Origin of the sequence: Synechococcus sp. BSA11S (assembly GCF_014224355.1) — a bacterium.
GTDB lineage: Bacteria > Cyanobacteriota > Cyanobacteriia > PCC-6307 > Cyanobiaceae > Regnicoccus_A.
Genome location: NZ_VNWP01000003.1, coordinates 32,648 through 56,862 on the forward strand (window position 1 = coordinate 32,648; position 24,215 = coordinate 56,862).

The 24,215-nt window shown below is 64.6% G+C and carries 28 protein-coding genes and 1 tRNA gene; 20 read left to right on the forward strand and 9 right to left on the reverse strand.

Going from position 1 to position 24,215, the window contains the following annotated elements; genetic code table 11:
* Positions 1 to 7 precede the first annotated feature (7 nt).
* The 5 genes from ribD (at position 8) to FPZ61_RS03370 (ending at position 3,986) form a co-directional block, all read left to right on the forward strand.
* Positions 8 to 1,069, forward strand: coding sequence for a bifunctional diaminohydroxyphosphoribosylaminopyrimidine deaminase/5-amino-6-(5-phosphoribosylamino)uracil reductase RibD (ribD, locus tag FPZ61_RS03350; protein ID WP_185465149.1), 1,062 nt, complete (start codon positions 8 to 10; stop codon positions 1,067 to 1,069).
* A 101-nt stretch (positions 1,070 to 1,170) separates the two neighbouring features.
* Positions 1,171 to 2,691: a peptide ligase PGM1-related protein gene (locus FPZ61_RS03355; RefSeq protein ID WP_185464957.1), complete on the forward strand. Its 1,521-nt coding sequence runs from the start codon at positions 1,171 to 1,173 to the stop codon at positions 2,689 to 2,691.
* Between the two features lie 166 nt (positions 2,692 to 2,857).
* The gene (locus tag FPZ61_RS03360) at positions 2,858 to 3,139 is read left to right on the forward strand and encodes a hypothetical protein (RefSeq protein ID WP_185464958.1); all 282 of its coding nucleotides are present in this window, start codon (positions 2,858 to 2,860) and stop codon (positions 3,137 to 3,139) included.
* Positions 3,140 to 3,214: 75 nt separating this feature from the next.
* Positions 3,215 to 3,493, forward strand: a complete 279-nt coding sequence (locus tag FPZ61_RS03365; RefSeq protein ID WP_185464959.1) for a DUF427 domain-containing protein — start codon at positions 3,215 to 3,217, stop codon at positions 3,491 to 3,493.
* 4 nt (positions 3,494 to 3,497) lie between these two features.
* On the forward strand, positions 3,498 to 3,986 hold the full coding sequence (locus tag FPZ61_RS03370; protein ID WP_185464960.1) for a hemagglutinin: 489 nt from the start codon (positions 3,498 to 3,500) through the stop codon (positions 3,984 to 3,986).
* A gap of 21 nt (positions 3,987 to 4,007) precedes the next feature.
* Here the strand turns inward: FPZ61_RS03370 and FPZ61_RS03375 are convergent, their stop codons facing one another.
* Both FPZ61_RS03375 and FPZ61_RS03380 read right to left on the reverse strand, forming a co-directional pair.
* Positions 4,008 to 4,631: a DUF3598 family protein gene (locus FPZ61_RS03375; RefSeq protein ID WP_185464961.1), complete on the reverse strand. Its 624-nt coding sequence runs from the start codon at positions 4,629 to 4,631 to the stop codon at positions 4,008 to 4,010.
* Positions 4,632 to 4,677: 46 nt separating this feature from the next.
* On the reverse strand, positions 4,678 to 5,730 hold the full coding sequence (locus FPZ61_RS03380) for an AI-2E family transporter (RefSeq protein WP_185464962.1): 1,053 nt from the start codon (positions 5,728 to 5,730) through the stop codon (positions 4,678 to 4,680).
* 215 nt (positions 5,731 to 5,945) lie between these two features.
* Here FPZ61_RS03380 and FPZ61_RS03385 point away from each other — a divergent pair, with 215 nt between their 5' ends.
* Both FPZ61_RS03385 and FPZ61_RS03390 read left to right on the forward strand, forming a co-directional pair.
* Complete coding sequence (locus tag FPZ61_RS03385) at positions 5,946 to 6,983, forward strand: fatty acid desaturase (protein WP_185464963.1); 1,038 nt, start codon at positions 5,946 to 5,948, stop codon at positions 6,981 to 6,983.
* Between the two features lie 90 nt (positions 6,984 to 7,073).
* Positions 7,074 to 7,259 (forward strand): hypothetical protein, encoded by a 186-nt coding sequence (locus tag FPZ61_RS03390; protein ID WP_255441331.1) that lies wholly within the window; start codon positions 7,074 to 7,076, stop codon positions 7,257 to 7,259.
* Positions 7,260 to 7,269: 10 nt separating this feature from the next.
* Here FPZ61_RS03390 and FPZ61_RS03395 read toward each other — a convergent pair whose 3' ends face one another.
* Positions 7,270 to 7,767: a DUF427 domain-containing protein gene (locus tag FPZ61_RS03395; protein WP_185464965.1), complete on the reverse strand. Its 498-nt coding sequence runs from the start codon at positions 7,765 to 7,767 to the stop codon at positions 7,270 to 7,272.
* Between the two features lie 30 nt (positions 7,768 to 7,797).
* Here FPZ61_RS03395 and FPZ61_RS03400 point away from each other — a divergent pair, with 30 nt between their 5' ends.
* Together FPZ61_RS03400 and FPZ61_RS03405 are read left to right on the forward strand one after the other, a co-directional pair.
* The gene (locus tag FPZ61_RS03400; RefSeq protein ID WP_255441332.1) at positions 7,798 to 8,403 is read left to right on the forward strand and encodes a rhomboid family intramembrane serine protease; all 606 of its coding nucleotides are present in this window, start codon (positions 7,798 to 7,800) and stop codon (positions 8,401 to 8,403) included.
* Positions 8,404 to 8,410: 7 nt separating this feature from the next.
* Positions 8,411 to 8,686, forward strand: a complete 276-nt coding sequence (locus FPZ61_RS03405; protein WP_185464966.1) for a transcriptional regulator — start codon at positions 8,411 to 8,413, stop codon at positions 8,684 to 8,686.
* Positions 8,687 to 8,697: 11 nt separating this feature from the next.
* Here FPZ61_RS03405 and FPZ61_RS03410 read toward each other — a convergent pair whose 3' ends face one another.
* The 3 genes from FPZ61_RS03410 to FPZ61_RS03420 form a co-directional block, all read right to left on the reverse strand.
* On the reverse strand, positions 8,698 to 8,943 hold the full coding sequence (locus FPZ61_RS03410; protein ID WP_185464967.1) for a Nif11-like leader peptide family RiPP precursor: 246 nt from the start codon (positions 8,941 to 8,943) through the stop codon (positions 8,698 to 8,700).
* 55 nt (positions 8,944 to 8,998) lie between these two features.
* The gene (locus FPZ61_RS03415) at positions 8,999 to 9,784 is read right to left on the reverse strand and encodes a potassium channel family protein (RefSeq protein ID WP_255441333.1); all 786 of its coding nucleotides are present in this window, start codon (positions 9,782 to 9,784) and stop codon (positions 8,999 to 9,001) included.
* Between the two features lie 86 nt (positions 9,785 to 9,870).
* Positions 9,871 to 10,503, reverse strand: a complete 633-nt coding sequence (locus FPZ61_RS03420) for an SOS response-associated peptidase (RefSeq protein WP_185474744.1) — start codon at positions 10,501 to 10,503, stop codon at positions 9,871 to 9,873.
* Positions 10,504 to 10,625: 122 nt separating this feature from the next.
* Between FPZ61_RS03420 and ftsH the strand changes: the two genes are divergently transcribed.
* The 8 genes from ftsH (at position 10,626) to FPZ61_RS03460 (ending at position 16,652) form a co-directional block, all read left to right on the forward strand.
* Positions 10,626 to 12,506 (forward strand): ATP-dependent zinc metalloprotease FtsH, encoded by a 1,881-nt coding sequence (ftsH, locus tag FPZ61_RS03425; protein ID WP_185464969.1) that lies wholly within the window; start codon positions 10,626 to 10,628, stop codon positions 12,504 to 12,506.
* Positions 12,507 to 12,564: 58 nt separating this feature from the next.
* Positions 12,565 to 13,536, forward strand: a complete 972-nt coding sequence (gene argF / locus FPZ61_RS03430) for an ornithine carbamoyltransferase (RefSeq protein ID WP_185464970.1) — start codon at positions 12,565 to 12,567, stop codon at positions 13,534 to 13,536.
* Positions 13,537 to 13,609: 73 nt separating this feature from the next.
* A complete protein-coding gene (lexA, locus tag FPZ61_RS03435) occupies positions 13,610 to 14,248 on the forward strand; it encodes a transcriptional repressor LexA (protein WP_185464971.1) in 639 nt (212 codons plus the stop codon).
* A gap of 125 nt (positions 14,249 to 14,373) precedes the next feature.
* A tRNA-Ala gene (locus FPZ61_RS03440) sits at positions 14,374 to 14,446 on the forward strand.
* Between the two features lie 266 nt (positions 14,447 to 14,712).
* Complete coding sequence (locus tag FPZ61_RS03445; RefSeq protein ID WP_185464972.1) at positions 14,713 to 15,042, forward strand: hypothetical protein; 330 nt, start codon at positions 14,713 to 14,715, stop codon at positions 15,040 to 15,042.
* Between the two features lie 184 nt (positions 15,043 to 15,226).
* Positions 15,227 to 15,463 carry a hypothetical protein gene (locus FPZ61_RS03450; RefSeq protein ID WP_185464973.1) on the forward strand — a complete coding sequence of 79 codons (237 nt, stop codon included), beginning with the start codon at positions 15,227 to 15,229 and terminating at the stop codon, positions 15,461 to 15,463.
* A 471-nt stretch (positions 15,464 to 15,934) separates the two neighbouring features.
* Entirely contained in the window at positions 15,935 to 16,285 is a 351-nt protein-coding gene (locus FPZ61_RS03455; RefSeq protein WP_185464974.1) for a hypothetical protein, read from the forward strand.
* A gap of 184 nt (positions 16,286 to 16,469) precedes the next feature.
* Complete coding sequence (locus FPZ61_RS03460) at positions 16,470 to 16,652, forward strand: hypothetical protein (protein ID WP_185464975.1); 183 nt, start codon at positions 16,470 to 16,472, stop codon at positions 16,650 to 16,652.
* Between the two features lie 534 nt (positions 16,653 to 17,186).
* Here FPZ61_RS03460 and FPZ61_RS03465 read toward each other — a convergent pair.
* Entirely contained in the window at positions 17,187 to 18,527 is a 1,341-nt protein-coding gene (locus FPZ61_RS03465; protein ID WP_185464976.1) for a DUF2254 domain-containing protein, read from the reverse strand.
* A gap of 148 nt (positions 18,528 to 18,675) precedes the next feature.
* Here FPZ61_RS03465 and FPZ61_RS03470 point away from each other — a divergent pair, with 148 nt between their 5' ends.
* A complete protein-coding gene (locus FPZ61_RS03470; protein WP_185464977.1) occupies positions 18,676 to 18,834 on the forward strand; it encodes a hypothetical protein in 159 nt (52 codons plus the stop codon).
* A 1,091-nt stretch (positions 18,835 to 19,925) separates the two neighbouring features.
* On the opposite strand, the gene FPZ61_RS03475 is transcribed toward FPZ61_RS03470, so the two are convergent.
* Positions 19,926 to 20,120 carry a hypothetical protein gene (locus FPZ61_RS03475; protein ID WP_185464978.1) on the reverse strand — a complete coding sequence of 65 codons (195 nt, stop codon included), beginning with the start codon at positions 20,118 to 20,120 and terminating at the stop codon, positions 19,926 to 19,928.
* On the opposite strand from FPZ61_RS03475, the gene FPZ61_RS03480 reads away from it, so the two are divergent.
* Complete coding sequence (locus FPZ61_RS03480; RefSeq protein WP_185464979.1) at positions 20,119 to 20,349, forward strand: hypothetical protein; 231 nt, start codon at positions 20,119 to 20,121, stop codon at positions 20,347 to 20,349. The genes FPZ61_RS03475 and FPZ61_RS03480 overlap by 2 nt on opposite strands.
* 294 nt (positions 20,350 to 20,643) lie before the next feature.
* The gene (locus tag FPZ61_RS03485) at positions 20,644 to 22,194 is read left to right on the forward strand and encodes a glutamate synthase-related protein (RefSeq protein ID WP_185464980.1); all 1,551 of its coding nucleotides are present in this window, start codon (positions 20,644 to 20,646) and stop codon (positions 22,192 to 22,194) included.
* Positions 22,195 to 22,240: 46 nt separating this feature from the next.
* Here the strand turns inward: FPZ61_RS03485 and FPZ61_RS03490 are convergent, their stop codons facing one another.
* Positions 22,241 to 23,749 carry a mechanosensitive ion channel family protein gene (locus tag FPZ61_RS03490; protein WP_370593356.1) on the reverse strand — a complete coding sequence of 503 codons (1,509 nt, stop codon included), beginning with the start codon at positions 23,747 to 23,749 and terminating at the stop codon, positions 22,241 to 22,243.
* Between the last annotated feature and the right edge of the window lie 466 nt (positions 23,750 to 24,215).

A 24,215-nucleotide genomic window follows, 5' to 3' on the forward strand; every position in this document is an offset into this window, starting at 1 on the left:
AGGCTGGATGGAGCGGGCCCTGGCCCTGGCCGCCCTGGGCCAGGGGCGCACCAGCCCCAACCCGCTGGTGGGCGCCCTGGTGCTCGATGCCTCCGGAGTGCTGGTGGGGGAGGGCTTCCACGCCGCCGCCGGACAGCCCCACGCGGAAGTGGGGGCCCTGGCCCAGGCGGCAGACCGGGCCCGGGGGGGCACGTTGGTGGTGACCCTGGAGCCCTGCTGCCACCACGGCCGCACGCCCCCCTGCAGCGAAGCCGTGATCGCCGCCGGGATCCGGCGGGTGATCGTGGCGATGGAGGACCCTGATCAACGGGTGGCGGGGCAGGGCCTCGAGGCCTTGCGCCGGGCTGGGCTGGAGGTGCTGGTGGGGGTGCGCCAGAGCGAGGCCCTGAGCCTGAACGCCGCCTTCTGCCACCGGCAGCGCACGGGACGACCGCTGGGGATCCTGAAGTGGGCGATGAGCGTGGACGGACGCACGGCCCTGCCCAATGGAGCCAGTCAGTGGATCAGCGGTTCAGGCTCCCGGGAGTGGGTGCACCGGCAGCGGGCCGGCTGCGATGCGGTGATCGTGGGGGGCGGCACCCTGCGCGCCGATGATCCCCTGCTCACCAGCCGTGGCCAGCGGGCGATCGAGCCGCTGCGGGTGGTGATCAGCCGGGAGCTGAAGCTGCCGGAGCGGGCCCGCTTGTGGAATCAGGCCACGGCCTGCACCCTGGTGGCCCATGGGCCGGAAGCGCCGGAGCACGGGCGCCGCCTGCTGGACCGGCTGGGTGTGGAGCGCCTGGAGCTGGCGCGCTGTGAACCGCTGGAGCTGATGGAGGCCCTGGCCCTCAGAGGCTGCAACCAGGTGCTGTGGGAATGCGGACCGACCCTGGCCGCCGCCTCCCTGCGCCAGGGCTGCGTGCAGCGGGTGGCCGCCGTGATCGCCCCGAAGCTGCTGGGGGGTGATGCCGCGCGCACGCCGCTGGGAGATCTGGAGCTGAGTTCGATGGCGATGGTCGCCCCCTGGGGGGAGCGGGGGCTCAGCCGCTCGGGCGCCGATCTGATCTGGGAGCTGGACGACCGTCCCTAGATTCCGGCCATGCTCAACCCTCTCCAGCTGCGCCTGCTCTGCCACGGGTCCCGTGGCGATCTCCGGGCCTCCAGGGAGCGGCAGCAGGAGCTGATCCAGCCATGAGCCTGAGTTTCGCGGAACTCCAGCGCCAGTTGCGGCCGGAGTGGGGCGAGTTCCACCCCGGCAGCGACCAGACCCATGGACGCGAGGGCAACAGCGAGGGCTGGGATCTGCTGGTGGTGCCCTCGCTCAGCCTCGATCATCACCAGATCGCCCTGGTGACCGGTGCCCACCACTACGAGGAACGGCAGCTCTTCTCGCTGATCCGCCTGCGTGATCCAGGGGTGCGGGCGGTGTACCTCACCAGCAAGCTGCTGCCGGAGCTGGTGGTGGATGCGGTGCTGGAGCTGCTACCGGGAGTGCCGGCCTCCCACGCCCGCCGGCGCCTGCATCTGTTCGACACCGACGACGCCTCCGCCCGCTCACTCACGGAAAAACTGCTCGAGCGGCCGGCGCTGCTGGGGCGCATCCGCGAGCGGCTGCGGCCCGGGCGCAGCTTCATGACCTGCTTCAACGTGACCGAGCAGGAGAAGCGGCTGTCGGAGCGGTTGCAGGTGCCGCTGCTGGGCACCGATCCCGCCCTGATGCACTGGGGCGGCAAAGCCGGCAGCCGTGAACTGTTCCGCCGCTGCGATGTGCCCCATCCGCCCGGCAGCCCCCTGGTGCATGACCTCGAGGCCCTGGCCGATGCCACAGCCGAGCTGTGGGAAGCCCACCCCGAGCTGAGCCGGGTGGTGGTGAAGCTGGATCAGGGCTTCAGCGGCGAAGGCAACGCCCCCCTGGAGCTGGAACCCCTGCAGCTGGAGCAGCTCAGCGGCCGCGAGCGCCGAGCGAGTCTGCGGGAAGCGCTCGAGACCCTGGCGATGCCTCCGCCCCAGTGGCGCCAGTTGCTGCAGGAGCAGGGGGCGCTGGTGGAGGCCTGGCTGCAGGGGGGCGAGGAGCTGGCATCACCGAGCGTGCAGGGGATGATCCACCCGGGCGGGGCGGTGGAAGTGCTCTCCACCCACGAGCAGGTGCTGGGCGGGGTCAGTGGCCAGACCTACCTGGGCTGCCGCTTTCCCGCTGAGCAGACCTACCGCGCCGAGCTGATGCGCCATGGGCTGGCGGTGGGTCAGGCGCTGGCGGCAGAGGGTGCTCTGGAGCGCTATGCGGTGGATTTCGTGGCGCGCCGCTTCGGGGACCGCTGGGATCTGCAGGCGATCGAGGTGAACCTGCGCAAGGGCGGCACCACCCATCCCTACATGGCCCTGCGTTACGCCACCAACGGGCGCATCGATGCGGCCAGCGGTCTGTTCCGCTCCCCCACCGGCCAGCCCCTCTATTACGCCGCCACCGACAACCTCTGCGACCCGAGGTTGCGGGGCCTGCTGCCGGTGGATCTGATCGACCTCGTGGCCGCCGCCGGCCTGCACTTCGATCCGGCCGAACTGCACGGCAGCGTGTTCCACCTGCTGGGCTGCCTCTCGGAATTCGGCAAGCTGGGCATGACCTGCATCGGCCGCAGTCCCGAGGAAGCCGGGCGCATCTATGCGGCCACGGCGGAACGTCTGATTGCGGGGGCCGAGGGGCTGCGGGGGTGAGGGAGCCGGGGGCCACTCCAGCAGCCGTTCAGCCTGTGAAAGGGGATAACACTCACGCTGATCCAAGGAGGATCTCAAAGCCAGCTGAAATCCCCCGGATTCGAAACGCCTGTGTCATTCTCCTTTCAGCTCACCAAGTACCAGAAGCAATCCAGGACCTTCAACCATGCCTACAGCACTGATCTTTCACGACGTTGAAGATGGCACCCAATGGGCCAAGGCCTGGAAGAGCGGACCGGGCAGTCGGCATGAGATGTTCGAAAAGATCGGGATCAAGTGCCGAACCTTCCGCAACCCCAACAACCCGAAGGCCACAGGAATCATGGCCGAGATCCCCGATATGGCCAAGTTCCATGAATTGCTCCAATCCGCAGAGGGCCAGCGAGCGATGAAGGACGACGGGCTGAAGGTTGAAACGATGCGGATGCTGATCGAATTCACCCCATGACCCATCGCTGAACAAACGGGCCCCAACGACTCACCCCATGCAGGTCAGAATGGGACTCCACCTCTGCCCACTGCCATGGAAGCCCGTTGGAACGACGCCGTGATCGCCACCAGTGACGACATTGTCAAGCTGGAAGGCAACGCCTACTTCCCCCCCGAAGCGCTGGTGGGGGAGCACCTCCGGCCTTCCTCACACCGGAGCGTGTGTGGCTGGAAGGGCGAAGCCCACTACTACGACGTGGTGGTGGGGGATCAGGTCAACGCCAATGCCGCCTGGTTCTACCCCGAGCCCAAGCAGGCCGCCAGTGAGATCAAGGGTCGTGTGGCCTTCTGGAAGGGTGTGCGGGTGAGCTGAGGCGATGACACTCACCTTCACTCCGATTCACATCTTCCGGGAAACACCGGCGGTCACCTTCTACGACACCAGCGTGGCCGGCAGCACCGCCAGTGATGTGGTGCTGCACCATGGCCCCGCTTTCTCACCTCCCGACGACGGGGAATTCCAGCAGTTCTACGTGCACCACCACCAGGTCGATCACAACCTGGTGGTGCTGGGCAGCCGCACCTTCACCGTGCTCAACCCGCGCTGGGATCAGCCCCACCATGTGGTGCACCTGGAGCGGGCGATGGGGGCCCTGGAGCTGCCGATCGGCACCTACCACCGCTCGGTGTCAGGGGTGGAGGGCAGCCTGGTGCTCAACCAGCCGGAGCGCCACCAGCCATTCGACGTGGCCAGCGAATTCGAGCCGGTGAGCCTGCGCGAGCGCGACGACCTGCGCCAGCTGCTGACCGTCCCCCCCTGGGTGTGGTGCTGGCGTGATGGGCGCATCTGCCACGAGCAACCCTGAGCTCCGGAATCTGGCGCCGACTCACACCGGCTCCGGCTCCTGTCGGGGCAGGCCGTTGGCGCCGTAGGCACGCTCCAGCACCAGCTCCCGGCCCGGCTCGGGCCGCCAGCAGAGCCTCACCACCAGGGGATCGCCGAAGCGCCGCTCCAGGGCCGTGCTGAGGGTGAGGTCATCGGTGAGCTGCCAGCAGCCGCTGCCCGAGCCATCGGCAGCCGGCAGGATGGCAGCCCGCAGGGGCGCCGCAGGGGCCGGATCCACCACCCCCGGGCGGGCCTCCACCACCACCACCACGCTCTCGAGCCGCTCGGCGCCGTGGCGCACGACCACCCGCCGCCGTCGCTCGCCGTCCACCAGACACAGCTCCATCACCGAAGGCCAGGGGCCGGTCCTGTCGGGGCCGAGGCTCCAGTGCCCCGCGGGGCTGATCGCCATCTGGGCCGGCGGTTCGGCGAAGCGCATCGTGGCCACCTTGCCGGTGTGCAGGTAGGTGAGGGCCGCTTCGATCTGGCCATCGGCCTCGTGCACGTGCAGGTGGGTGCCGAAGCGTTCGCTCTCGTGGCCCTGGCCATCAAGGCGGATGAAGCTGCCCTCCCAGTGGCCGGAATTGCGCCCCAGCAGGGTGGTTCGGCGGACATCGCTGGACACGGGCTGGAGGCAGGCTCTGGGATGCCGATGCTGGCAGCTGGATGGGCTAGGGCGTGGCTGGCGGCTCGGCTGGCAGCTCGGCTGGCGGCTCGGCTGGCAGCTGGGTGAGCCCCACCTCCTTGCCCCAGCCCAGGATCATGCCGGTGATCGGAATCGCCAGGAACACCCCCAGCAGACCCGCCAGCCGCTCGCCGATGAACAGGGCGAAGAACAGCACCACCGGCCGGATCTCGAGGGCACGGCCCATCACCCGGGGATGCACCAGGTTGTCCTGGATCTGCTGCAGCACCACCGAGGCGATCACCACCTGCAGGGCCAGCCACTGACCCTGGGTCAGGAACACCACGGAGCTGGCCAGGATCACCCCGAGGGTGGCGCCGATGCCGGGGATGGCATCAAGCACCCCCACCACGATCGCCAGCACCAGGGAGAACTTCACCCCCAGCAGGGCGAACACCAGCAAGCTGGCCACGCTCAGGAAGATCATCAGGGTGATCTGGCCGCGCAGAAACCCCAGGACGTTCTTCTGGACGCTGCGATCGAAGCGTTCACGCACATCTTCCGGCAGCAGGCGCAGGACCTGGGACCAGGTGGTGCCGTTGTCGATCAGCATGTACGCCACGATCACCAGCAGAAACACCCCGCCGAAGACGTTGGTGAAGGCACCACCGATCACCCCCAGGCCGGTGCCGAGGCTGGAGCGCAGCAGCTCCAGCACCTGCGGGATCTCGATCGTCTTCAGGTAGTTGTGAAAGGGGAGATCGGGGCGTTGCAACCCCAGCACAAGGTCATTGAGCAGGCTGCTGCCCTGGTTGATCAACTGGAACCCGAGCACCGCCACAAACACGCTGGCCACAGCCAGACCGCCCAGGAGGGTGAGCAGGATCGCCAGGCCCCTGCTGCACCCCAGACGCACCAGCCGCCGCACCGGATAGTCGAGCAGCACCGCCAGCACCGCCGCCGCCATGAACAGGGTGAGCACCGCCCGGAAATAGTCGATCAGCTGCACCACCGCCCAGCCGCAGGCCAGCAGCAGCAGGAAGCGCAGCAGCGCGGAGTGGTTGAGCCGCTGCCAGGCCGGGCCGGTGGGGTCGTTCATGGAGCTGGGGGGGCGACGGGGGGGGATCCGGCTGCAAAAGAGCGGATTCGCTTAAGACTGAAGCAGCGTGGAGTCAAAGCCACTGCCTAGGGTCTGGGTCCAAGGAAACAGAGTCTCTGAACGCCACTGCCCTGCTCGAAGGCCCTGCGCCTGAGCCGAACTCCAGCGCAGCCGTCCCCGGCATCCGCTACGCGGACTTCGTGATCAAGCCCTACATGCGCAGCGATGACCGCCTGGCGACCTGGCAGATCCTGAGCACGGTGGGGTCCTACCTGCTGGTCTGGGTGATCACGGTGGTCGCAGCCCGTCACTCGCTCTGGCTCACCCCTCCCCTGCTGGTGCTGCTGGTGCTGCTCTCCGGCCGTTGCTTCTCCCTGATGCACGACTGCGGGCACTCATCTCTATTTAGCTCGAAACGCGTGAACCGCGCCGTGGGCTTTCTGCTGGGGGTGATCAATGCCATCCCCCAGTACCCCTGGTCGCAGGGGCATGCCTTTCATCACAAACACAACGGCAACTGGGATCTCTACCGCGGTCCCTCCGCCCTGATCAGCCTGGAGCACTACGAGCAGCTCAGCCCGCGGGCCCAGGGGGTGTACCGGCTGCTGCGCCACCCGCTGATGCTCTTCCCGGGCGGCTTCTTCTACCTGGTGATCAAACCCAGGCTGGCCCTGCTGCTGGGATCTGCCCAGTTCCTGGGCCATGCCGCCTCAAGCCTTCGCGCCGACCGGCGCACCCCAGTGCCCCAGCTGGTGATGTCGTTTCAATCACGCCATTGGTACAGCGGGGCTGAATTCATCGATCTCCTGCTCAACAACATCTGCGTGATCGCCAGCTGGGTGCTGCTCTGCCACTGGATCGGCGCCGGGCTGTTCTGGAGCCTCTACGCGCTGGTGATGGCCGCCTCGGCGGCCCTGTTCATCTGCATCTTCTTCGTGCAGCACAACTTCGAAGGCTCCTACGCCCACCGCAGCGAGGGCTGGGACCCCCTCGAAGGGGCGATCGCCGGCACCAGCCTGCTGGTGCTGCCGGGGATCCTGAACTGGTTCACCGCCGACATCGGCTGCCACAACATCCACCACCTCTGCGAGCGGATCCCCAACTACCACCTGCGGGCCTGCCAGGAGCGCAATGCCGCCCTGCTGAGCGTGGCCAGGCGCCTGACCATCGCCGACATCCCCCATTGCTTCCAGTACGTGCTCTGGAACCGCGAAGGGGAAAGCCTGCAGGCCATCCCCACCGCCATGGCCTGAGGGGCCCTTAAAAAAGCTGTGGCATCCCTGGGCCGAAGCCGACACCAGCGATAAGTTCAGCCGATCCCCCGCACAGGACCCGTCATGGGCATGGGTGAACTGTTCCTCGAGAGCCTCTCCACCGGTGTGATCACCGAAGAGGAGATCAACTGGGTGGCGGCTCAGCAGAGTGCCTTCAACCGCCAGGAGGAAGCGGCAGCCCTCAAACTGGGCCGCCTGCTCGACGCCGGCCGGATCCAGATCGGCTGCCGCGTGCCCCCCGCCTCGGCAGCCTGATCGGCCAGCCTTAGATCAGCTCAGGATGGGCCGGATCCCCCTTGAACGGGCCCTGCACACAGGATGTGATCCAGCCCCCGTAGAAGCCTCCCGGCTGGGGAATCACCGCTTCCCCATCCAGCCAGCAGCCATCCATCAGCGCCGGGTAGACCGCAAACCAGCCGGCGAGGGCCGCAAAGGCAGGAGTTGGCTGCGGGTATGACCACACCGCCCGCTCAATGCGGCGCTCACCCACCACCACGTCGTAGTAGTGGGCCAGGCCCTTCCACTCGCAGAAGCTGCGCCCGGCGGCCGGCTGCAGCAGCTCCAGGCGCACATCCTCCGGTGGCAGGTAATGGGTGGGGGGATGGAAGGTCTCGAGCACCCGCAGCGAGCGGCGGGATTCCGCCAGCCGTTCACCCAGGGCCCGCACCTCAACCAGGGCCTCACTGGCCACCAGCGCCGGTGGACGTGGATAGTCACAGGCCCGCTCACGCTCCAGGCCTTTCCACGGCTCTGTGCTCCCCATTCGCTGGCCCCGGCCACGACAATGGTCAGCATGGCCAACCCCTCCCCCGTTCGGCAGCGTCGAGGTCTGGATCGCCTCCTGGCCCGCCTCGGCGGCACCGCCGTGATTCCCCTGCTGATCCTCTCGGTGGCCTGGGGCCAGGAACTGATCGATCAGATCGTCTTTGGGGGGCGCTGGAACCTTCCCATGCTCCCGGGGGGGTCGTTCCTGGGGGTCCTCACCGCACCGTTCAGCCATGGGGATCTGGGCCACCTGCTGGGGAACAGCCTCTGGTTCCTGCCGCTGTCCTGGCTGGTGCTGCTCAAGAGCTGGCACGATTACCTGGCCGTCTGGGTGGGGGTGTACCTGATGGCGATCCCGGTGTGGCTGTTCTCCAGCAATGGAAGCCATGGGCTCTCAGGAGTGGTCTTCGCCCTGGTGGGCTACCTGGTGGTGATCGGGTTCCTGGAGAGGCGGCCCCTGCCCCTGCTGCTCTCACTGTTCAGCCTGGTGAGCTATGGCGGTTTCCTGCCGGGCCTGCTGCCCTTCTTCACCCCGGCCGGGGTGAGCTGGGTGGGCCACCTGAGCGGCTTCGCCGGTGGGGTGCTCGCGGCCCTGGCCGTTTACCGGGAACCGGCGCAGGCGGCCCGGAGATGAGGCGCTGATGTCCTGCCCCCGCTGCGGAAGCTGGGAAGTTCGGCGCGACCGCAGCCTGGCCGGTCGCATGGTCTGTGGCCGCTGCAGCCTGCCGCTTGGGCCGGGCGCCAGCCAGGGAACCGGTGGATCGCGCCGCCTCAACCTGCTGCAGGGTGGCCGGGGCCAGCGACGGCACTGGCTGCTGCCCATGGCCTTGCTGCTGGGCCTCGGCGCCCTTCTGGCCTGGCTGAGCGAGCAGCCGCAGCCGAGTCGAGCTCCCTACGGCCAGGAGCGACTGCGCTGAGGGCAGGGCCGTCAGCCGGGAATGAACGTGCGCAGGCGGCGGGCTTCGAGGCCGGCACGCTGCTGCAGCTCCACGTCGCTCAGCTGGGCCTCCTCCCGCTGCTGGGCGGCGAGCACATCACGCTCCTCGAGGGGGAACCCCTCCTGGCGCGCCAGCTGCAGGAAGGCCTCCAGGTCGAGCGGCTGCTGCAGGCGCTCCTGCAGGGGAGCTGAGCAGCGGGCGTGGAGCAGGAAGGCATCCAGGTGCTCAAGGCTCACGGGAAGGGATCCAGATGACCTCCGTACTAGCCCAACCTGGGGCCCATCGGCGAATTCAGGCCCCTGGGGGGCCGTCGGAGTCGTCGCCGACGGCGTTGCCTGCGGCATAGCGCCCGATCAGCAATCCCATCACCACGGCGATGTAGATCGGGCCGATCACGCTGAAAGCCACGGCACTCATCCGGGAGAGTGGAGTGGTCGGAACAAAGTCCCCGAAGCCCACCGTGCTCAGGCAGACGAAGGCGAAGTAGTTGAGACGGGAAAAATCCATCAGCTGCACCAGGGGGCTGGCCTGGCTGATCGGGCCGGTTTTCGACAAGGCCGATGCGTCATCGTGCAGGCTGATGAAACTGCCGTTCTGGATCGTCTCAAGACCCGTGAACAGCAGACCGGCTGTGAGGCCCAGCAGCAGGTAGCCCGAGATAGCCCCCATCAGCACCCGTCCGTTCACCTGCTGTTCCTCGGCCAGAAATCCCACCAGACGCAGCACGCTCCAGCCTGCGAACAGGGTGGTGAGCACGAGCAAGGGCCAGCCGCTTTCCCGGTGCGACATCGGGGTCAAGAGCCAGAACCACTGGGCCAGCAGAGCCGCAAGGCCGAGCAGTCGAAAAGGAGCATCCAGGGGATTGACCTTGCCGCCGTGGCGGATCGAGCCCTCCAGTTCGACCGTCAGCAGCAGAGTGGCCAGGCTGTAGCCCAGCCCGGACAGACTGTGCAGGTTTCTGGGCAGAGCCAGGCAGACCATCACGAACACGGTCACCAGCAGCAGGTGCCGGTAGAAGCGATGACGGCGCCGCAGGCGTGACTCGCTGGAATGGCTGGCGCGGAAAGGAAAGCGCAAGGGAATCAGCGGAGCTGGCGAAGAGAGGTGATCAAGCCGGGATGCGATCCTGCATTGTGACGAAAGCGAGGCGCTGAGCCAGCCCTTCAGCCGAAGAAGGAGAGCTGCTCCCTGGAGCGTGGCGGCGGGACCGCCTCCCAGCCACTGGGATCCCAGCCACTGAGCAGGGGTTGGAGAGCCCGCAGACCGGCCCCATCGGTCGGCGCCAGCCAGGCCTGCTCAAGGCCATCGGGAAGCAGCACCGGCATGCGCTGGTGCAGGGGCTGAACCAGGGCGTTGGGGCTGGTGGTGAGCACGCAGCAGCTCTCCAGTTCGCTGCCATCGGGTCCGATCCAACGGTCCCAGAGTCCCGCCAGCCAGAAGGGTCGCCGGTCGAGCCGGCGGATCAGCCAGCCCTTCTCCAGAAAGCCATCGGCGGGGGGCAGACAGCGGCGGTGGCGCCAGGCCCCGCGGAAGGAGGCCTTCTCGGCCACGGTTTCGCTGCGGGCGTTGAAGGGCCGGGGCGCGTTGAGCGGATCCCTGGCCCACTCCGGCAGCAGACCCCAGAGCATCAGGGCACTGGCGATCAGGCCATGCTCCTGACGCAGGGCCAGCACCGGCTCACCGGGCTGTATCAGGGTCCTGGGCGCGTAATGACGCTCCAGCTCCGCAGGCAGCCGCCCCCCCAGCCTTGGCAGCAGCTGATCAAGGGCGGTGGTGAGGCAGAACCGACCACACATGGCGCCCAGGGAACGCTGACGTGCAGCCTAGGTCTGCCGTGACGTTCGGTTCTCACTCCCGCCAGAGGGGGCGATGCCCCAGCCCCTGCGCCTAGTTTGGCTCCATTGCTGCGCCCGCCCCCATGGCCATCCGCCAGGACGACAACCGCCCGAACCGGCGCTTCGGAATCATCAACCTGGTGCTGATCGGCTTCGGAGTGCTGTTGCTGTTCAGCAACTTCCTGCCGAACCAGGCCGCCCAGGTGCCCCGGGTGCCGTATTCCCTGTTCATCGATCAGGTCAATGATGGCCATGTGAAGCGGGCGTACATCACCCAGGACCAGATCCGCTACGAGATCACCGACGCCGAAGAGGGTGCCCCTTCGGTGCTCGCCACCACACCGATCTTCGACATGGATCTTCCCCAGCGCCTGGAGCAGAAGGGGGTGGAATTCGCCGCCGCTCCGCCGAAACGTCCCAATTTCTTCACCACTTTGCTGAGCTGGGTGGTTCCCCCGTTGATCTTCATCCTGGTGCTGCAGTTCTTCGCACGCCGTCAGATGGGCGGTGGCGCCCAGGGTGCCCTGAGCTTCACAAAATCCAAGGCCAAGGTCTACGTGCCGGATGAGGAGTCCCGCGTCACCTTCGCCGATGTGGCTGGCGTGGATGAAGCGAAAACGGAGCTCAACGAAATCGTCGACTTCCTCAAGAATCCCGAGCGTTACGCCGCCATCGGTGCCCGTATTCCCAAGGGCGTGCTGCTGGTGGGCCCTCCCGGCACCGGCAAGACGCTGCTCTCGAAGGCTGTGGCCGGAGAGGCCAGCGTGCCCTTCTTCATCATCTCCGGTTCGGAGTTTGTGGAGCTGTTCGTGGGGGCCGGCGCCGCCCGGGTGCGCGACCTGTTCGAGGAGGCCAAGAAGAAAGCTCCCTGCATCATCTTCATTGATGAACTCGATGCCATCGGCAAGAGCCGCTCGGGTTCGATGGGCGTGGTGGGCGGCAACGACGAGCGGGAGCAGACCCTCAATCAGCTGCTCACCGAGATGGATGGGTTCAGCGCCCAGGACAAGCCGGTGATCGTGCTGGCGGCCACCAACCAGCCCGAAACCCTCGATGCCGCCCTGTTGCGCCCGGGCCGCTTCGACCGCCAGGTGCTGGTGGACCGTCCCGACCTTTCGGGGCGCAAGAAGATCCTCGACATCTACGCCAACAAGGTGAAGCTGGCCGAGGGGGTCGACCTCGACAAGATCGCCCAGGCCACCAGCGGCTTCGCCGGCGCCGACCTGGCCAACCTGGTCAACGAGGCTGCCCTGCTGGCAGCCCGCGCCTACCGCACCACCGTGGAGCAGGGCGATCTCAACGAAGCGATCGAGCGGGTGGTGGCAGGTCTCGAGAAGAAGAGCCGCGTCCTGCAGCCTGATGAGAAGAAGGTCGTGGCCTACCACGAGGTGGGCCACGCAATCGTGGGCCACCTGATGCCCGGCGGCAGCAAGGTGGCCAAGATCTCGATCGTGCCCCGTGGCATGGCCGCCCTCGGTTACACCCTGCAACTCCCCACTGAGGAGCGCTTCCTCAACTCCAAGGAAGATCTCGAAGGCCAGATCGCCACCCTGCTGGGGGGCCGCTCCGCCGAGGAGATCGTCTTCGGTGAGGTCACCACCGGCGCCGCGAACGACCTCCAGCGAGCCACCGACATCGCCGAACAGATGGTGGGCACGTACGGCATGAGCGACACCCTCGGCCCCCTCGCCTACGACAAGCAGGGCGGCAGCCGCTTCCTCGGTGGTCCGAGCAATCCCCGCCGGGAGGTCAGCGATGCCACGGCCCAGGCGATCGATCACGAGGTGCGCGGTCTGGTGGACCGGGCCCATGAGCGGGCGTTGTCGATCCTGCACGGCAACCGCGATCTGCTGGAGAACATCGCCGGAAAGATCCTCGACAAGGAGGTGATCGAGGGCGATGAGCTCAAGGAGCTGCTCGCCTCCAGCACCCTTCCCAGCGAAGCGGTGCTCACCCCCGCCTGATCCACCCCTTGACGCGGGGGCACCCGCTCCCCGATAAGAGTTCTTTGGACATGGGGTCATGGGGCCGCCGTTCAGCCAGCGCTTTCCCGCTCTCGCCCCTTTGCGAGGCGGGGATCTGCTGTCTTCTGCGGACCTGGGAGCTGAAGAGACCCTGGCACTGCTGGTGCTTGCCGCTGAGTTCAAGCGTGGTTCTCTCCGTCTTGATCTCAGCGGCAAGGCGCTCGGCCTGATCTTCACCAAGGCTTCCACCCGAACCCGGGTCAGCTTCTCCGTGGCCATGGGCCGCCTGGGGGGCCAGGTGCTGGACCTCAACCCCTCCGTCACCCAGGTGGGGCGAGGCGAGCCGGTGGCCGACACCGCCCGGGTGCTCAGCCGCTACGTGGACGCTCTGGCGATCCGCACGTTCGAGCAACGCGAACTGGCCGACTACGCCCACTGGGCCTCGGTCCCGGTGATCAACGCCCTCACCGATCTCGAGCACCCCTGCCAGGCCCTGGCCGATCTGCTCACCATCCGCGAGAACTTCGGTGACCTGAAGGGGCTCACCCTCACCTACGTGGGTGACGGCAACAACATGGCCCACTCCCTGATGCTCAGCGGCGCCCTGCTGGGGATGCATGTGCGGGTGGCCTGCCCCGAGGGCTTCTGCCCCGATCCGGCCGTGCTCGACCAGGCCCGGAAGCTGGCGGGCCGCGCCGCCACGATCTCTGTGCTGCACGAGCCGGTGCCGGCGGTGCGGGATGCCCAGGTGCTCTACACCGATGTCTGGGCCTCGATGGGCCAGGAGCAGGAGCAGCAACAGCGTCTTCAGGCCTTTGCGGGCTTCTGCGTGGATGAGGCCCTGCTGGCGGAAGCCGACCCGCGCGCCATCGTGCTGCATTGCCTGCCGGCCCACCGCGGCGAGGAAATCAGCGCCGGCGTGATCGAGGGAAGCGCCAGCCGGGTGTTCGATCAGGCCGAGAACCGCCTGCATGTGCAGCAGGCGCTGCTGGCGGCCCTGCTGGCTGATCCCAACACGCCCTGCTCCTGATCGGGGTCCCCCGGGGGGTGGACAACGGCCACGCCTGGGGGAACACTGGTGACATGGTTCATCCGTACTGCCGGTGATCGTCTCCTCCAGGCCAGCCGCTCCCAGCGGGCAGGACCTCACCAGCGCCCAGCAGGAGCTCTACGACTGGCTGGTGGATTACATCCAGCAGCACCGCCACAGCCCCTCGATCCGTCAGATGATGGAGGCGATGGGGCTTCGCTCCCCGGCACCGATTCAGAGCCGGCTGCGGCACCTGCAGCAGAAGGGCTGGATCACCTGGCAGGAAGGCCAGGCCCGCACCCTTCAACTGCTGGGCCCTGCCCAGGCAGGGGGGATTCCCCTGCTCGGCTCGGTGGCGGCCGGCGGCCTGATCGAAAGCTTCGACGATGTGCAGGAGCGCCTTGATCTGGCTTCGCTGCTGGACACCCGCGGCCTGTTCGCCCTCACCGTCAACGGCGACAGCATGGTGGAGGCCCACATCGACGATGGCGACATCGTGCTGATGGAGCCCGTGAACGACCCATCCCGGCTCCGGCCGGGCACGATCGTGGCGGCCCATGTGGCCGGCAGTGGCACCACCTTGAAGCACTTCAGCCGCCAGGGAGGGAAGGTGCGACTGGAAGCGGCCAACCCGGCCTATGCACCGATCGAACTGGAGGCCGACCAGGTCACCGTCCAGGGGCGGATGGTGGCCGTCTGGCGCCAGGTCTGAGCGCAACTCCTGGGCCCACCCTCGGCCGTGGGGGTGAACCGCTGCGTTGTAAGCTCTTCTGGTGCCAACGCGAGGGTCCAAGGGCCCAGCCGATCGACCAGCGTTCGGTTCGCCAGGCCACCCATGGGGCCATAGCTCAGCTGGTAGAGCACCTGCATGGCATGCAGGGGGTCAGCGGTTCGAGTCCGCTTGGCTCCATCCTGAAATTCCAGGCTTGTCCTGGATTTTTTAGTTTTTGGCGCAATGTTTCCTGCAACATCGTGGCCCCCAGCGGCTGGGGCATAGCCGTTCGTCGAGGCCAGTGCCTGCTCGCCAGCACGGAACGCACGTTGCCAAAGAGCAGCTGCCGCCGAGAGGATTCCCGTGATCGATCAATTCCCTGGGCACCGCATCGGCTGCCATCGCGTCGCCCTGCTCATGCAACGGGCTGAGATCAAAGCCAGGAGCCGCAAGGTGTTCAGCCCTTGCTCCAGGGTCAGCAGGGGAGCCAGCCGGGGCTACCGACTACCACGGAGCTGAGGCAACGCGAGATCGTCTACGGCATGTCTACCAACGGTTGCTACTGGGACAACACAGTGGTGGAGAGCATCTTCATCAACCTGCTATTGAAACTCGACCTTGATGACAATCAAGAAGCCCTGATTACACTCCTGCAGTTGCAGCGTGATCTGGCCATCTGGGTCGGGTGTTACGACAACCGCGAGCGCCGCCATTCAACGATCGGTTACCGCAGCCCGATCGGCGACGAGCAGAGGCTCATCGCCGCACCTGCACTCACCCCTGTGATTCCCTGATCGGTGCTCAGCAAATCGAGGGAACTCCAATCTCATCGATCCGCGCGGCATCTCCCATTTCGCTCCCCTTGTCGGGCATGCATTTGAATAAAGGTGCGGTGAACAACAAGAAGCATGATAGAATTAAAGGATAAAAGTAGTGCATATGGGCCGCTGGAAAGTCAGGCCGGATACTGATCACGCAATGATCGAACGCGACCAAGAGAAGGTAGCCAGATTCACCGAGCCGCTGCCCGGATGCCTTGAAGCCGCTGTGGCCCCTCTCTACGGACCCGAGATGAGTGCGGCCGATCAGGAGGCATTCGGCGCCTCAGCGGATAGATGGCTCATATTCGTCTCATTGGCAAGAATGATTCAGGCATCCTCCGAATTGAGCGGCTTGATCAGCATTTCCTTTGGCTTCAGTCGATCCAACGCCTGACAGGCCTGCTGCCAAATCTCCTGAGAGGGGTGGCCATGGGCATTCGGTCCTGCTGGCCACCAATCAGCTTGTTGCCGTAAGCCGAAGCTCACCTTGCCACAGAAGCGACCTCAAAGCGCAAAGCACCAGATTCGAGCGGCTGTCCCGCCCAGATGCCTTTCTGGACAAGGGGCCTGAGCAGAATTCGCCATCTCGGGAAACCGCTGATCTCCACCAGGGGTGTTGACAACTACTTATTCTGTGTTAAAATTTGAATAACGGATGAACCGTTCGCTTCCGAACCATATCGACAATCTGCGCTTGTCAACGGCTGTGGCATTGCCAATGCAAGCGCTCGATATTCTGGATTCCAGGAGCGTACAACCAATGTGCTGTGAGGCCTTCCAGTGATGACCTGGCATTGCTTTCCAGGAATCCCCGAGAAGCCATGCACAGAGAAGCATCCGTTGTTCAACTTCAGGAGAAACATCCATGACCACCACCAACACCCCGATGCCGACCACCAGCAACGAAGTGGATCAGCAACAAGCCAATGAACAGCTCCGCCAAGCGATCATCAACAAGAAGCAGGCCCAGATCGAGGCCTGGACCGCCCAGATCGAGCAGATGCAGCAGAGCCTGCAGACCGCTGCCGAAAGCGTTCGCGGTGAAACAGAGAAGCGGTTAGCCGAGCTGCGCCAAGCCCGTGATCAGGCCCGTGCCCAGCTGGAGAGCCTCCAGCAGGCCACCCAGGACAGTTGGGATTCCCTCCTTCAACAGAGCGACACTTTCTTCCAGGAGCTTGCCGCGCGTTTCCACGAGTTCGTGAGCAAGCAGAGCTGATCTGCGGCGCTGGGTTGCCCTGCCCCCTGCACGCCCCAAGCGGATCGACACACCCCATTGTTCGATCTCTCCCAGGAGCTGCGTGACGGCCCCACCATTGACAGCCCGGTTGCCGTCACCGAGGCCTTCCTGCCTGAGATCAGGGGGGCCTTCTGGTTGCTGGTCTCCAGCAAGGCCGTGATCGATGGCCAAGACACGCAGGCCCTCCGCAGGATCCTGGAACGTGCGCTGCCCAGTGGCGTCTCGGTGGCTCGATGTGGACTGGCAGCCGCAAGTCTGGCGCCAGCCGCCCCAGTCCCCTCCCACCGCCGCACAACTGCTCACGGCCGCCGTGGCCTTCGTCGACCCAGACCAGATTCACACCTGAGGATCGTCCATACACATACATTAAAAACTTATGATTTTCGTTGTCTCCCATGTCCTTCCCGCACCACTCTGTTCCGCCCGTTGCTCTGAGCTGGCAGAGGAATGGTGAATTGGCGCCTCAGGATCTTTTCAATCTTGTCTGTCGGCTGCGCGCGGTGGAGCCGGGTACCCATAGCAATGAGCTTTGGCGTCTGGGCCAGAAGTATCCACGCGTTTCACCTTTTGGGCGGAAACCTCGTCGGCACTGAGTAAGGCGACGCAGAGCATGATCCCAATTCCTTCACCATCGGCACCATCCAGAGGCTCCCGGGCACAGGTCAACCCTCAGAGTTGCTCAAAACGCCCAAGCTGAGGCGGCCTGGCTCGTCTGGACTGGGCAGATCACTAACCCCTGAAGCGGTACCCAGCCACTGAGATGGCTCTAAACCAATGTAGATTTAGAGCCTCACCACTAGCCTTCTCGAGCACCCTAGCCAACCGGCATGGTATGGAGGTGCTAACTTAAAAGAGATAGATAAGGGAATCAGGTGTGAGTTCAGCTGCCAGTAGAAAGATCATCAGCGGGTCTCGCCGGCACGAGAATCCAGCCTGCAGCCTGCCGTAACCGCTCCACGTCCTGAGCCAACCTCAGGGCTCGCTCAGCATGATGAAGGGCGAGCCTGGCCTGGGCCCTTGCTACTTCACGGATGCCAGGCTCAGGCAGCAGGCTGATCAGGGACAACCCCTTTTGCAACCGCAGTCCAACCTCTAAGCAGGGGGCCCCATCGCGACCGATGGCTTGGAAGGCATCGTCGAAGAGATCCTCCATCGAGAGTTCGTGCATCCAGAGTCGTTCAAAACGCACAGATTCGTCAGGTCCTTCCCTGCGCAGGCGGCAGACCTCAGCCCACTCAGTGAGCAGACGAACGAACGAACCGATGATGTGGATGGCAGTGCCAGGGTCATTCACGGCCGGGGAGAGGGCCCTGCTGGCAATTTCAGAAAGCGCCACCAAGCCAAACCTCGGGTCGTCATCGAAGGTGCGTCGATCGCCTATTCGAAACGACCTTGCCAGGCGTTCAGTGGTGCCACTCTCCAGCAGAATTTTGCTGTTCGTCTGGCCCAGAACCCCTTGGGGGGTGACGAACGCGCCGGGCAGGGTCTCGATCACTATCTCCAGATCGAGAGACTCAGCTGTCTGCTGAAGTTCAGCCAGATCGATCCTCTGGAGATAACCTACCTCCAGAGGCCTGATTGGCACGCTGAAGGCTGCATGAGTGGCGAAGGGGACGACAGCCGGCTTGGCACGAAGCGTGGGATGCCAGCCACGCTCCAGCAGGGCTCGGCTGGCCGCCTTCTCCACCTGGCTGATTGTGTTGGTAACCCGCCCAAGCCTGGCGATGCGATCGACCCACGTGACGAAGCTGAGGACCACCACAGCAAAGACCGTCACTGTGAGAACAAACAGTGCCAACCGACCGCTACGGCCGTAGACTCCGTTGATCAGAGCAGTCAGTGCCACGATCCCAAAGATGAACGCTCCGATGAATGTGGATAGAGCGAACTGGGAAATGTCGTCAGCCACTACAAGGGAAAAGGCACGAGGCGTAGCGACGGTGGCGGCCGAGGCATAGGCCGAGAGCATGGAACCGGCAGCAAAGACCGCGATTACCAACATGCTCGACGTGATGATCCGCAGCAGGGTCTCAAGCGTGTCAGCCGAGACATCGGGAAGAGGAGCAGAAGGAAAAAGTTGATCAGCGAGCTGAGCCAGTCCGACCCCGACAAGGGAAACAAGACACAACATCAGCGGCCGCGCCCAGAGCTTCTCCCGCAGGCGGTTGAGGGTGAACGTAAGGCGCCCCCGCAGGCCAGAGGTGAAGAGAAGAGGGGGCATCAGATCTCCAGTGCTCCACGAGGCACCTGTAGGCGGATCAATAGCCTAAGAGTTGGCGGAAAAAGCAACTGAGAAGCCGTATTTATTCGGCATGGGCTGATGGACTCGCCACTTGGCCTGGACTGACCACTGATCCGCCAGCACCTCGATGGGCCTGCTCAGGAATCTGGAGCCCAGACGTCCTGTGCGGCACTACCAGTGGGTGAGCCCCGGCGACATAATCCATGTCGACGCGAAACAGCTGGTCCGTTTCGAGCAGGTCGGCCATCAGCTCACCGGTGAACGCCGTCAAGCCTGCTCACGGTGAGCCGTAAGCATCGAGCACTGCCAGACACTCCCGAGGGACGACTCCTCTTGCCGAGGCCGGCGAGCTTGGGGCGGTGAGCCCGCACAGACTCACCGCTCAGGGTCATGGCTGGCTCTGCTCCTGCTGCTGTGTTGGTGTGGCCTCGCCAGCCCTGTCATCGATCCCAGCCACGAACGCCCGGATCTGATCGAAAAGCAGATCAAATGCCTCTTCTGACTCCTCGACCAGATCGCTCCATCGTTCCGTGCTTACCTCCTGCAGCTCGCTGAATTTCGCCTGTACGACATCGCGAGCCCCCTGCAGAGTCTCAAGTTATTGATCGATCTGCTGGAAGGCTTTTTCCTTGGCCGATGCATTCGACTGACTGATCCTGGCCTTGAGTTTGTCCACATCAGCCATCCATCAAGGCGGGCATGCGTTTTGTCGATGTAGACCTGGCGTTCCTGCTCATTGAGAAACGTCTGAACATTGGTGGACGCCGTCTTGCTTTGGGTCTGTCATGGTGTTTCCTTTGTGGATTGGATTGATCGAAGCCAGTACCTATCCATTCCCCTGCCTGCCCTTCGAGCAGGCAGGATCGCCATTCACAGATGTCAATCGCTACAGCACGGGCGGACTGCAAAGGCCGCCTTGGCTTTGATGGTCAAGGAAGGAGAATGAAGCTGTGACGGCTGGCCCCGCAGCGCAATCACAGAGATGGCCTGCGACTACAGCGATGTTGGCCGGCATGCGGTCACGGTTCAATCACTGATCATTTCTGCTTAGGGATATCGCTGCCGAATCCAGTGATATCAGAACTGGAGGCAACGCATTCCGATTTGATCGAGAGACCTCAATACTACACCTTAGCCGTTTCATCGTATCAATGTGAGCAGCGCTCCGTTCAGATCAGCAGATTCAATGACTCTTGTGCCCCTCGGCTGATCCTGTCGATTCATGCATTCCAGCTGAGCCGCAGGCCACGGGACGGCATGGCGGCAGCTGCATGGGTCTGAGCCAGGTCCTGGCTGACACCTACGTGCTGTACTGCAAGACCCATGGCTTTCACTGGACTATGACGGGCCCCATGTTCACGTCTCTCCCTGCTCTGCTCATGGAGCAGTACATTGCGTCGCTTCAAAATGCTGGCCGAAGCGGCAAGTCTGATCCACTGCACGAGCCAGGAAGCCATCCACTTTTTTGGTGCTACTGATCCCACAGTGATCCATGGGCAACTGGCGAATCGTCCGTCGGTTTTTGTTGCTGATTCCTCCGGAGTGATCCAATGGTGCTTCGGTGGCCGTCATGGGCAACTTTCTCTCAACGCCGAAGACCATGGGGGAATGTCTCGCAATGTCTCGCAACGACTTTCTCGCCGCTGTCCTTGATGGCCTTTGCGGTCAGCCCGATCTGATCGGCACTCAGGCCTCCGGTGGGGCGGGTATCGCCAACCCATCGCAGTTGGATGACCTGCTGGGATTCGCCTCGGCCTATGCCTTGAGCGGTCATCCTCTCTCCGCCAACCGTCGTCTCTGAAACCGAGGGGCAGCAACTTGATCAATTCCCCAATGCTGCCGTCGATGAACAAGGAAGCGGAGTCGAACTGACTGCCCTGGCAAGATGGACCCATCGATCTGGTGAAGAGACTGTATGGACCGAAGACCCAGACTCACTCAATCCTGCCAACCGGAGCAGGCGTCTTGCGTCCGCCGGGCCTGACGCCAGGTGCAATAGGTCAGTGGGTGGATGTGGTGAGCTCAAGCTGATCGCATCAAGGGCGCTCAGAATGGGCCAAGGCACCCAGGCCCAGGATTCTCCGCAGAACGAGTGATGACAGCACCGACGGTTGCCGCCAGTACGCCCATCGCCGTCAACCTGGAGGAGGGAAAGGAGTACTACTACTGCGCCTGCGGCCGCTCCTCGGATCAGCCGTTCTGCGACGGATCCCACAAGGGCAGCAGCTTCTCACCCCTGGCCTTCGTGGCCAAAGAAAGCGGCAAGGCTCTGCTCTGTCGCTGCAAGCAGACCGCCACACCTCCCTACTGCGACGGCACCCATGCCCGTGTTCCCGCCGACCAGGTGGGCTCCGACTTTGCCGTGGACGAAGACAGTGCTGAAGTCGGAATGACCGAGGGGACGGAAGAGGAGCCCAACCTTGGGCTGATCCACGAGCTAGCCGAGCACGGCCTCAAGTGGATGGGGGCCCAGGGGCCAGTGGTGTCCATGGGGGTGCCCCGCTCCCAGCTGCCCCTCTGGGATGACATCCAGATCCTCACGGCCCAGCTGGCGCGGCGACCCCTGGCCGAATCCGCCCCGGTGGGCACGGAGCTGGTGATCGGTCCCCGGGCCCGGCGCCCGCTGCGGCTGGAGATCCCTCTTCTGGTGTCGGACATGAGCTTTGGGGCCCTCTCCGAGGAGGCCAAGCGGGCCCTGGCCACAGGCGCGGAGCTGGCCGGTACGGGCATCTGCTCCGGCGAGGGGGGGATGCTGAGCGAGGAGCAGGCCGCCAACCACCGCTACCTCTACGAACTCGCGCCGGCGATGTTCGGCTATCGCGAAGACCTTCTCTCCCGGGTGCAGGCCTTTCACTTCAAGGCTGGTCAGGCGGCCAAGACCGGCACGGGCGGTCATCTGCCCGGTGCCAAGGTCACCGCCCGCATCGCCAGGCTCCGAGGCATCCCCGAAGGACAGCCCGCCTGTTCTCCCGCCAGCTTCGAAGATCTGCGCACCCCGGCCGATTTCCGCCGCTTCGGCGATCGGGTGCGGGAGCTCAGCGGCGGCATTCCGGTGGGCTTCAAGCTGAGCGCCCAGCACATCGAGCAGGATCTCGATTTCGCTCTCGAGGCCGGGGCCGACTATCTGATCCTCGATGGCCGCGGCGGCGGCACAGGTGGGGCCCCCCAGCTGCTCCGTGATCACATCACCATGCCCACCATTCCCGCGCTTGTCAGGGCCAGGGCCCATCTCGACCGACGCGGCGCCAGCGCACAGGTGTCCCTGATCGTGACGGGCGGCCTGCGCACCCCGGCAGACTGCGTCAAGGCGCTGGCCCTGGGGGCCGACGGGATCGCCCTGGCCAATGCCGCAATCCAGGCCATCGGCTGCGTCGGCTCCCGGATCTGCCACACCAACCGCTGCCCGACGGGGATAGCCACCCAGGATCCAGAGCTGCGCCGCCACCTTCAGGTGGAGCCTGCCGCCCAGCGCCTGGATCGTTTCTTCCGGGCCACGGTGGCGTTGATGCAGGTGATGGCGCGGTGCTGCGGCCATGACCACCTGAACCGCATGAACCGGGACGACCTGGCCAGCTGGCAACGGGACCTGGCGGAGCTGGCCAGCATCGCCTGGAGCGGTGCTGGGGCAGCCACGGAACAGCCATGAGGACATGACGTGATTGGTGTGGTTCTGCTCCCCCCGATGTTCGTACTCAGGGATTGTTCCCTGGCTGCTTGGGGAGAGTGCTGGCATTGCCGTTGCGGATGGCGTGGTAGCCGGGGGAGAGAATCTCCACCTTGGCCTCGGCAAAGTGATCCTGGAGTGCCGCAAAGAGGTCGGAGAGGGTCTGGCGATAGGTGCCTGGATCGCGCACGTAAGCCGTGAGTTCGTAACTGATATGGAAGTCGTTGAGCGAGGTCTGCAGCACAAACGGCTCGATCTCGTCTGTGATTCCCTCAACGCTGCGGGCGGCGGTGAGCATGAGCTCGTGCACCTGCCGCCAGGGCACGTCGTAGCCGATGGTGATCGTGGTGGCCAGGGCCACTGGTTGGCGGATCTCGCGGCGTGAGAAGCTGAAATTGGTCACCGAGCTGCTGATCACGGTGGCATTGGGGATGCTCACCAGTTCGTTGCGAGGAGTCTTCACCCGCGTGACCAGCAGGGTGCGATCCTGCACCACGCCAACCACCCCGTTGATATCAATGCGATCACCCTCGCGGAAGGCGCGGGTATAGATCAGCATCAGTCCGCTGATGATATTTGTGGCCACAGCACTGGAGCCGAGAGCCGCCAGCACACCCACGAACAGTCCTGCTCCCTGGAACACCTCGCTGCCGGAACCTGGGACGAAAGGGAAAGCTCCGACAAGAGCAATCAACACCGCCAGGGTCGCCACCAGCCGGGAGGTTGGCTTGGCCCATTCCCTGTAGAAACCTGGAATGCGCAAGCGTCCAAGACGGATCGCATTGAAAAACGCATTGCTGATCCGGATGATCACGATGGTGATCCCGATGATCACCGCGATGGACAGCAGGTTAGGGATCGCGGCCACCATCCCCTGAAGGAATGCAACAACCAGGCCGAGGATCTGCGCTCGCAGCCCCTCAGCGATCCCCTGGGTGGGAGGGAAGAAGCCAAGCAGGAGGGGGATCAGGAGATAGCTGATCAACAGCAGGATGGTCCAATGAATCACCACACGAATCAGCTGCATCAGCTGACGCACCCTGTCCGCATCCACCAACGCCGTGATTCCCACCCGACTCAACCTCTGCAGCACAAACCGTTCCCTGCTCGACAACCAGTCACGGATCCGGTTGTTGAGACGGAACTGCACCCGAAGCCACACCACATAGGCAGCCAGCACCAACGCGGCCAGGGCACTGCCCCGCAGCCAGAATTGAGCACTGTTCTCCTTCCTGTAACGGCTGATGGCCGTCTTCAAGGAATCCCTGTACGTCTCGGCAAGCCTCATGCGGGTACTGGCGGAGCAGGCCGCCATCCGATCATCCACCGCTCCGAGCTGCTCAAACTCCCCCGAGCTGTCCTCGATTCCGATCAAGGCATAGGGAGGGGAGTCGCGGACAACGATCTGATTCACGGCGACGGTTCTGTCCTTGGCCAACGCGAGAAGTTCGCTGGACTCACGACGGGCAACGTCCTCCAGGTTCTGGGCGCCGGTGGTCGCGCGCATCTCCAGCACATTCCGGCCGTCAAGGGTCACGAATACGGGCTTCTCCGCGCACTCGGTTGTCGAGCTGGACGGGGAGGGGGTCTCGGCGGCAATAGCGATGGGAATCTGAAACGTTGGAGATCCCAGCAGGAGCAGCGCCAGCAGGAGAAGCAGGGCAAAACTGACCTGTTGAGGAAGGCGGAAACGTCTGCAGATTTTCGCAGGAAGGTTCATGACAGAGCGGCCTGGAAGCAATCGTTTATGGGCCGATTCTCGCACCCACAGATTCCATTTCAAGCTTGGCGTTGTCGACTCGCCAGGTTGTTCAACTGACGATGGTCGGCGAGGTCACAATGTGAGGTCACCAGGGTCGGGGGCTCGCCGCCCATCTCAAGACCTCAGCTCGGGTGTCCAGCCATCCTCAAGCCAGACTGCCGCTCAAGTCGCTTACAGCACAAGCTGAGATCAGCCTGCGCAGGGCTTACACCACCCGGCGGCGGTACCGTTGCTCTCTGGT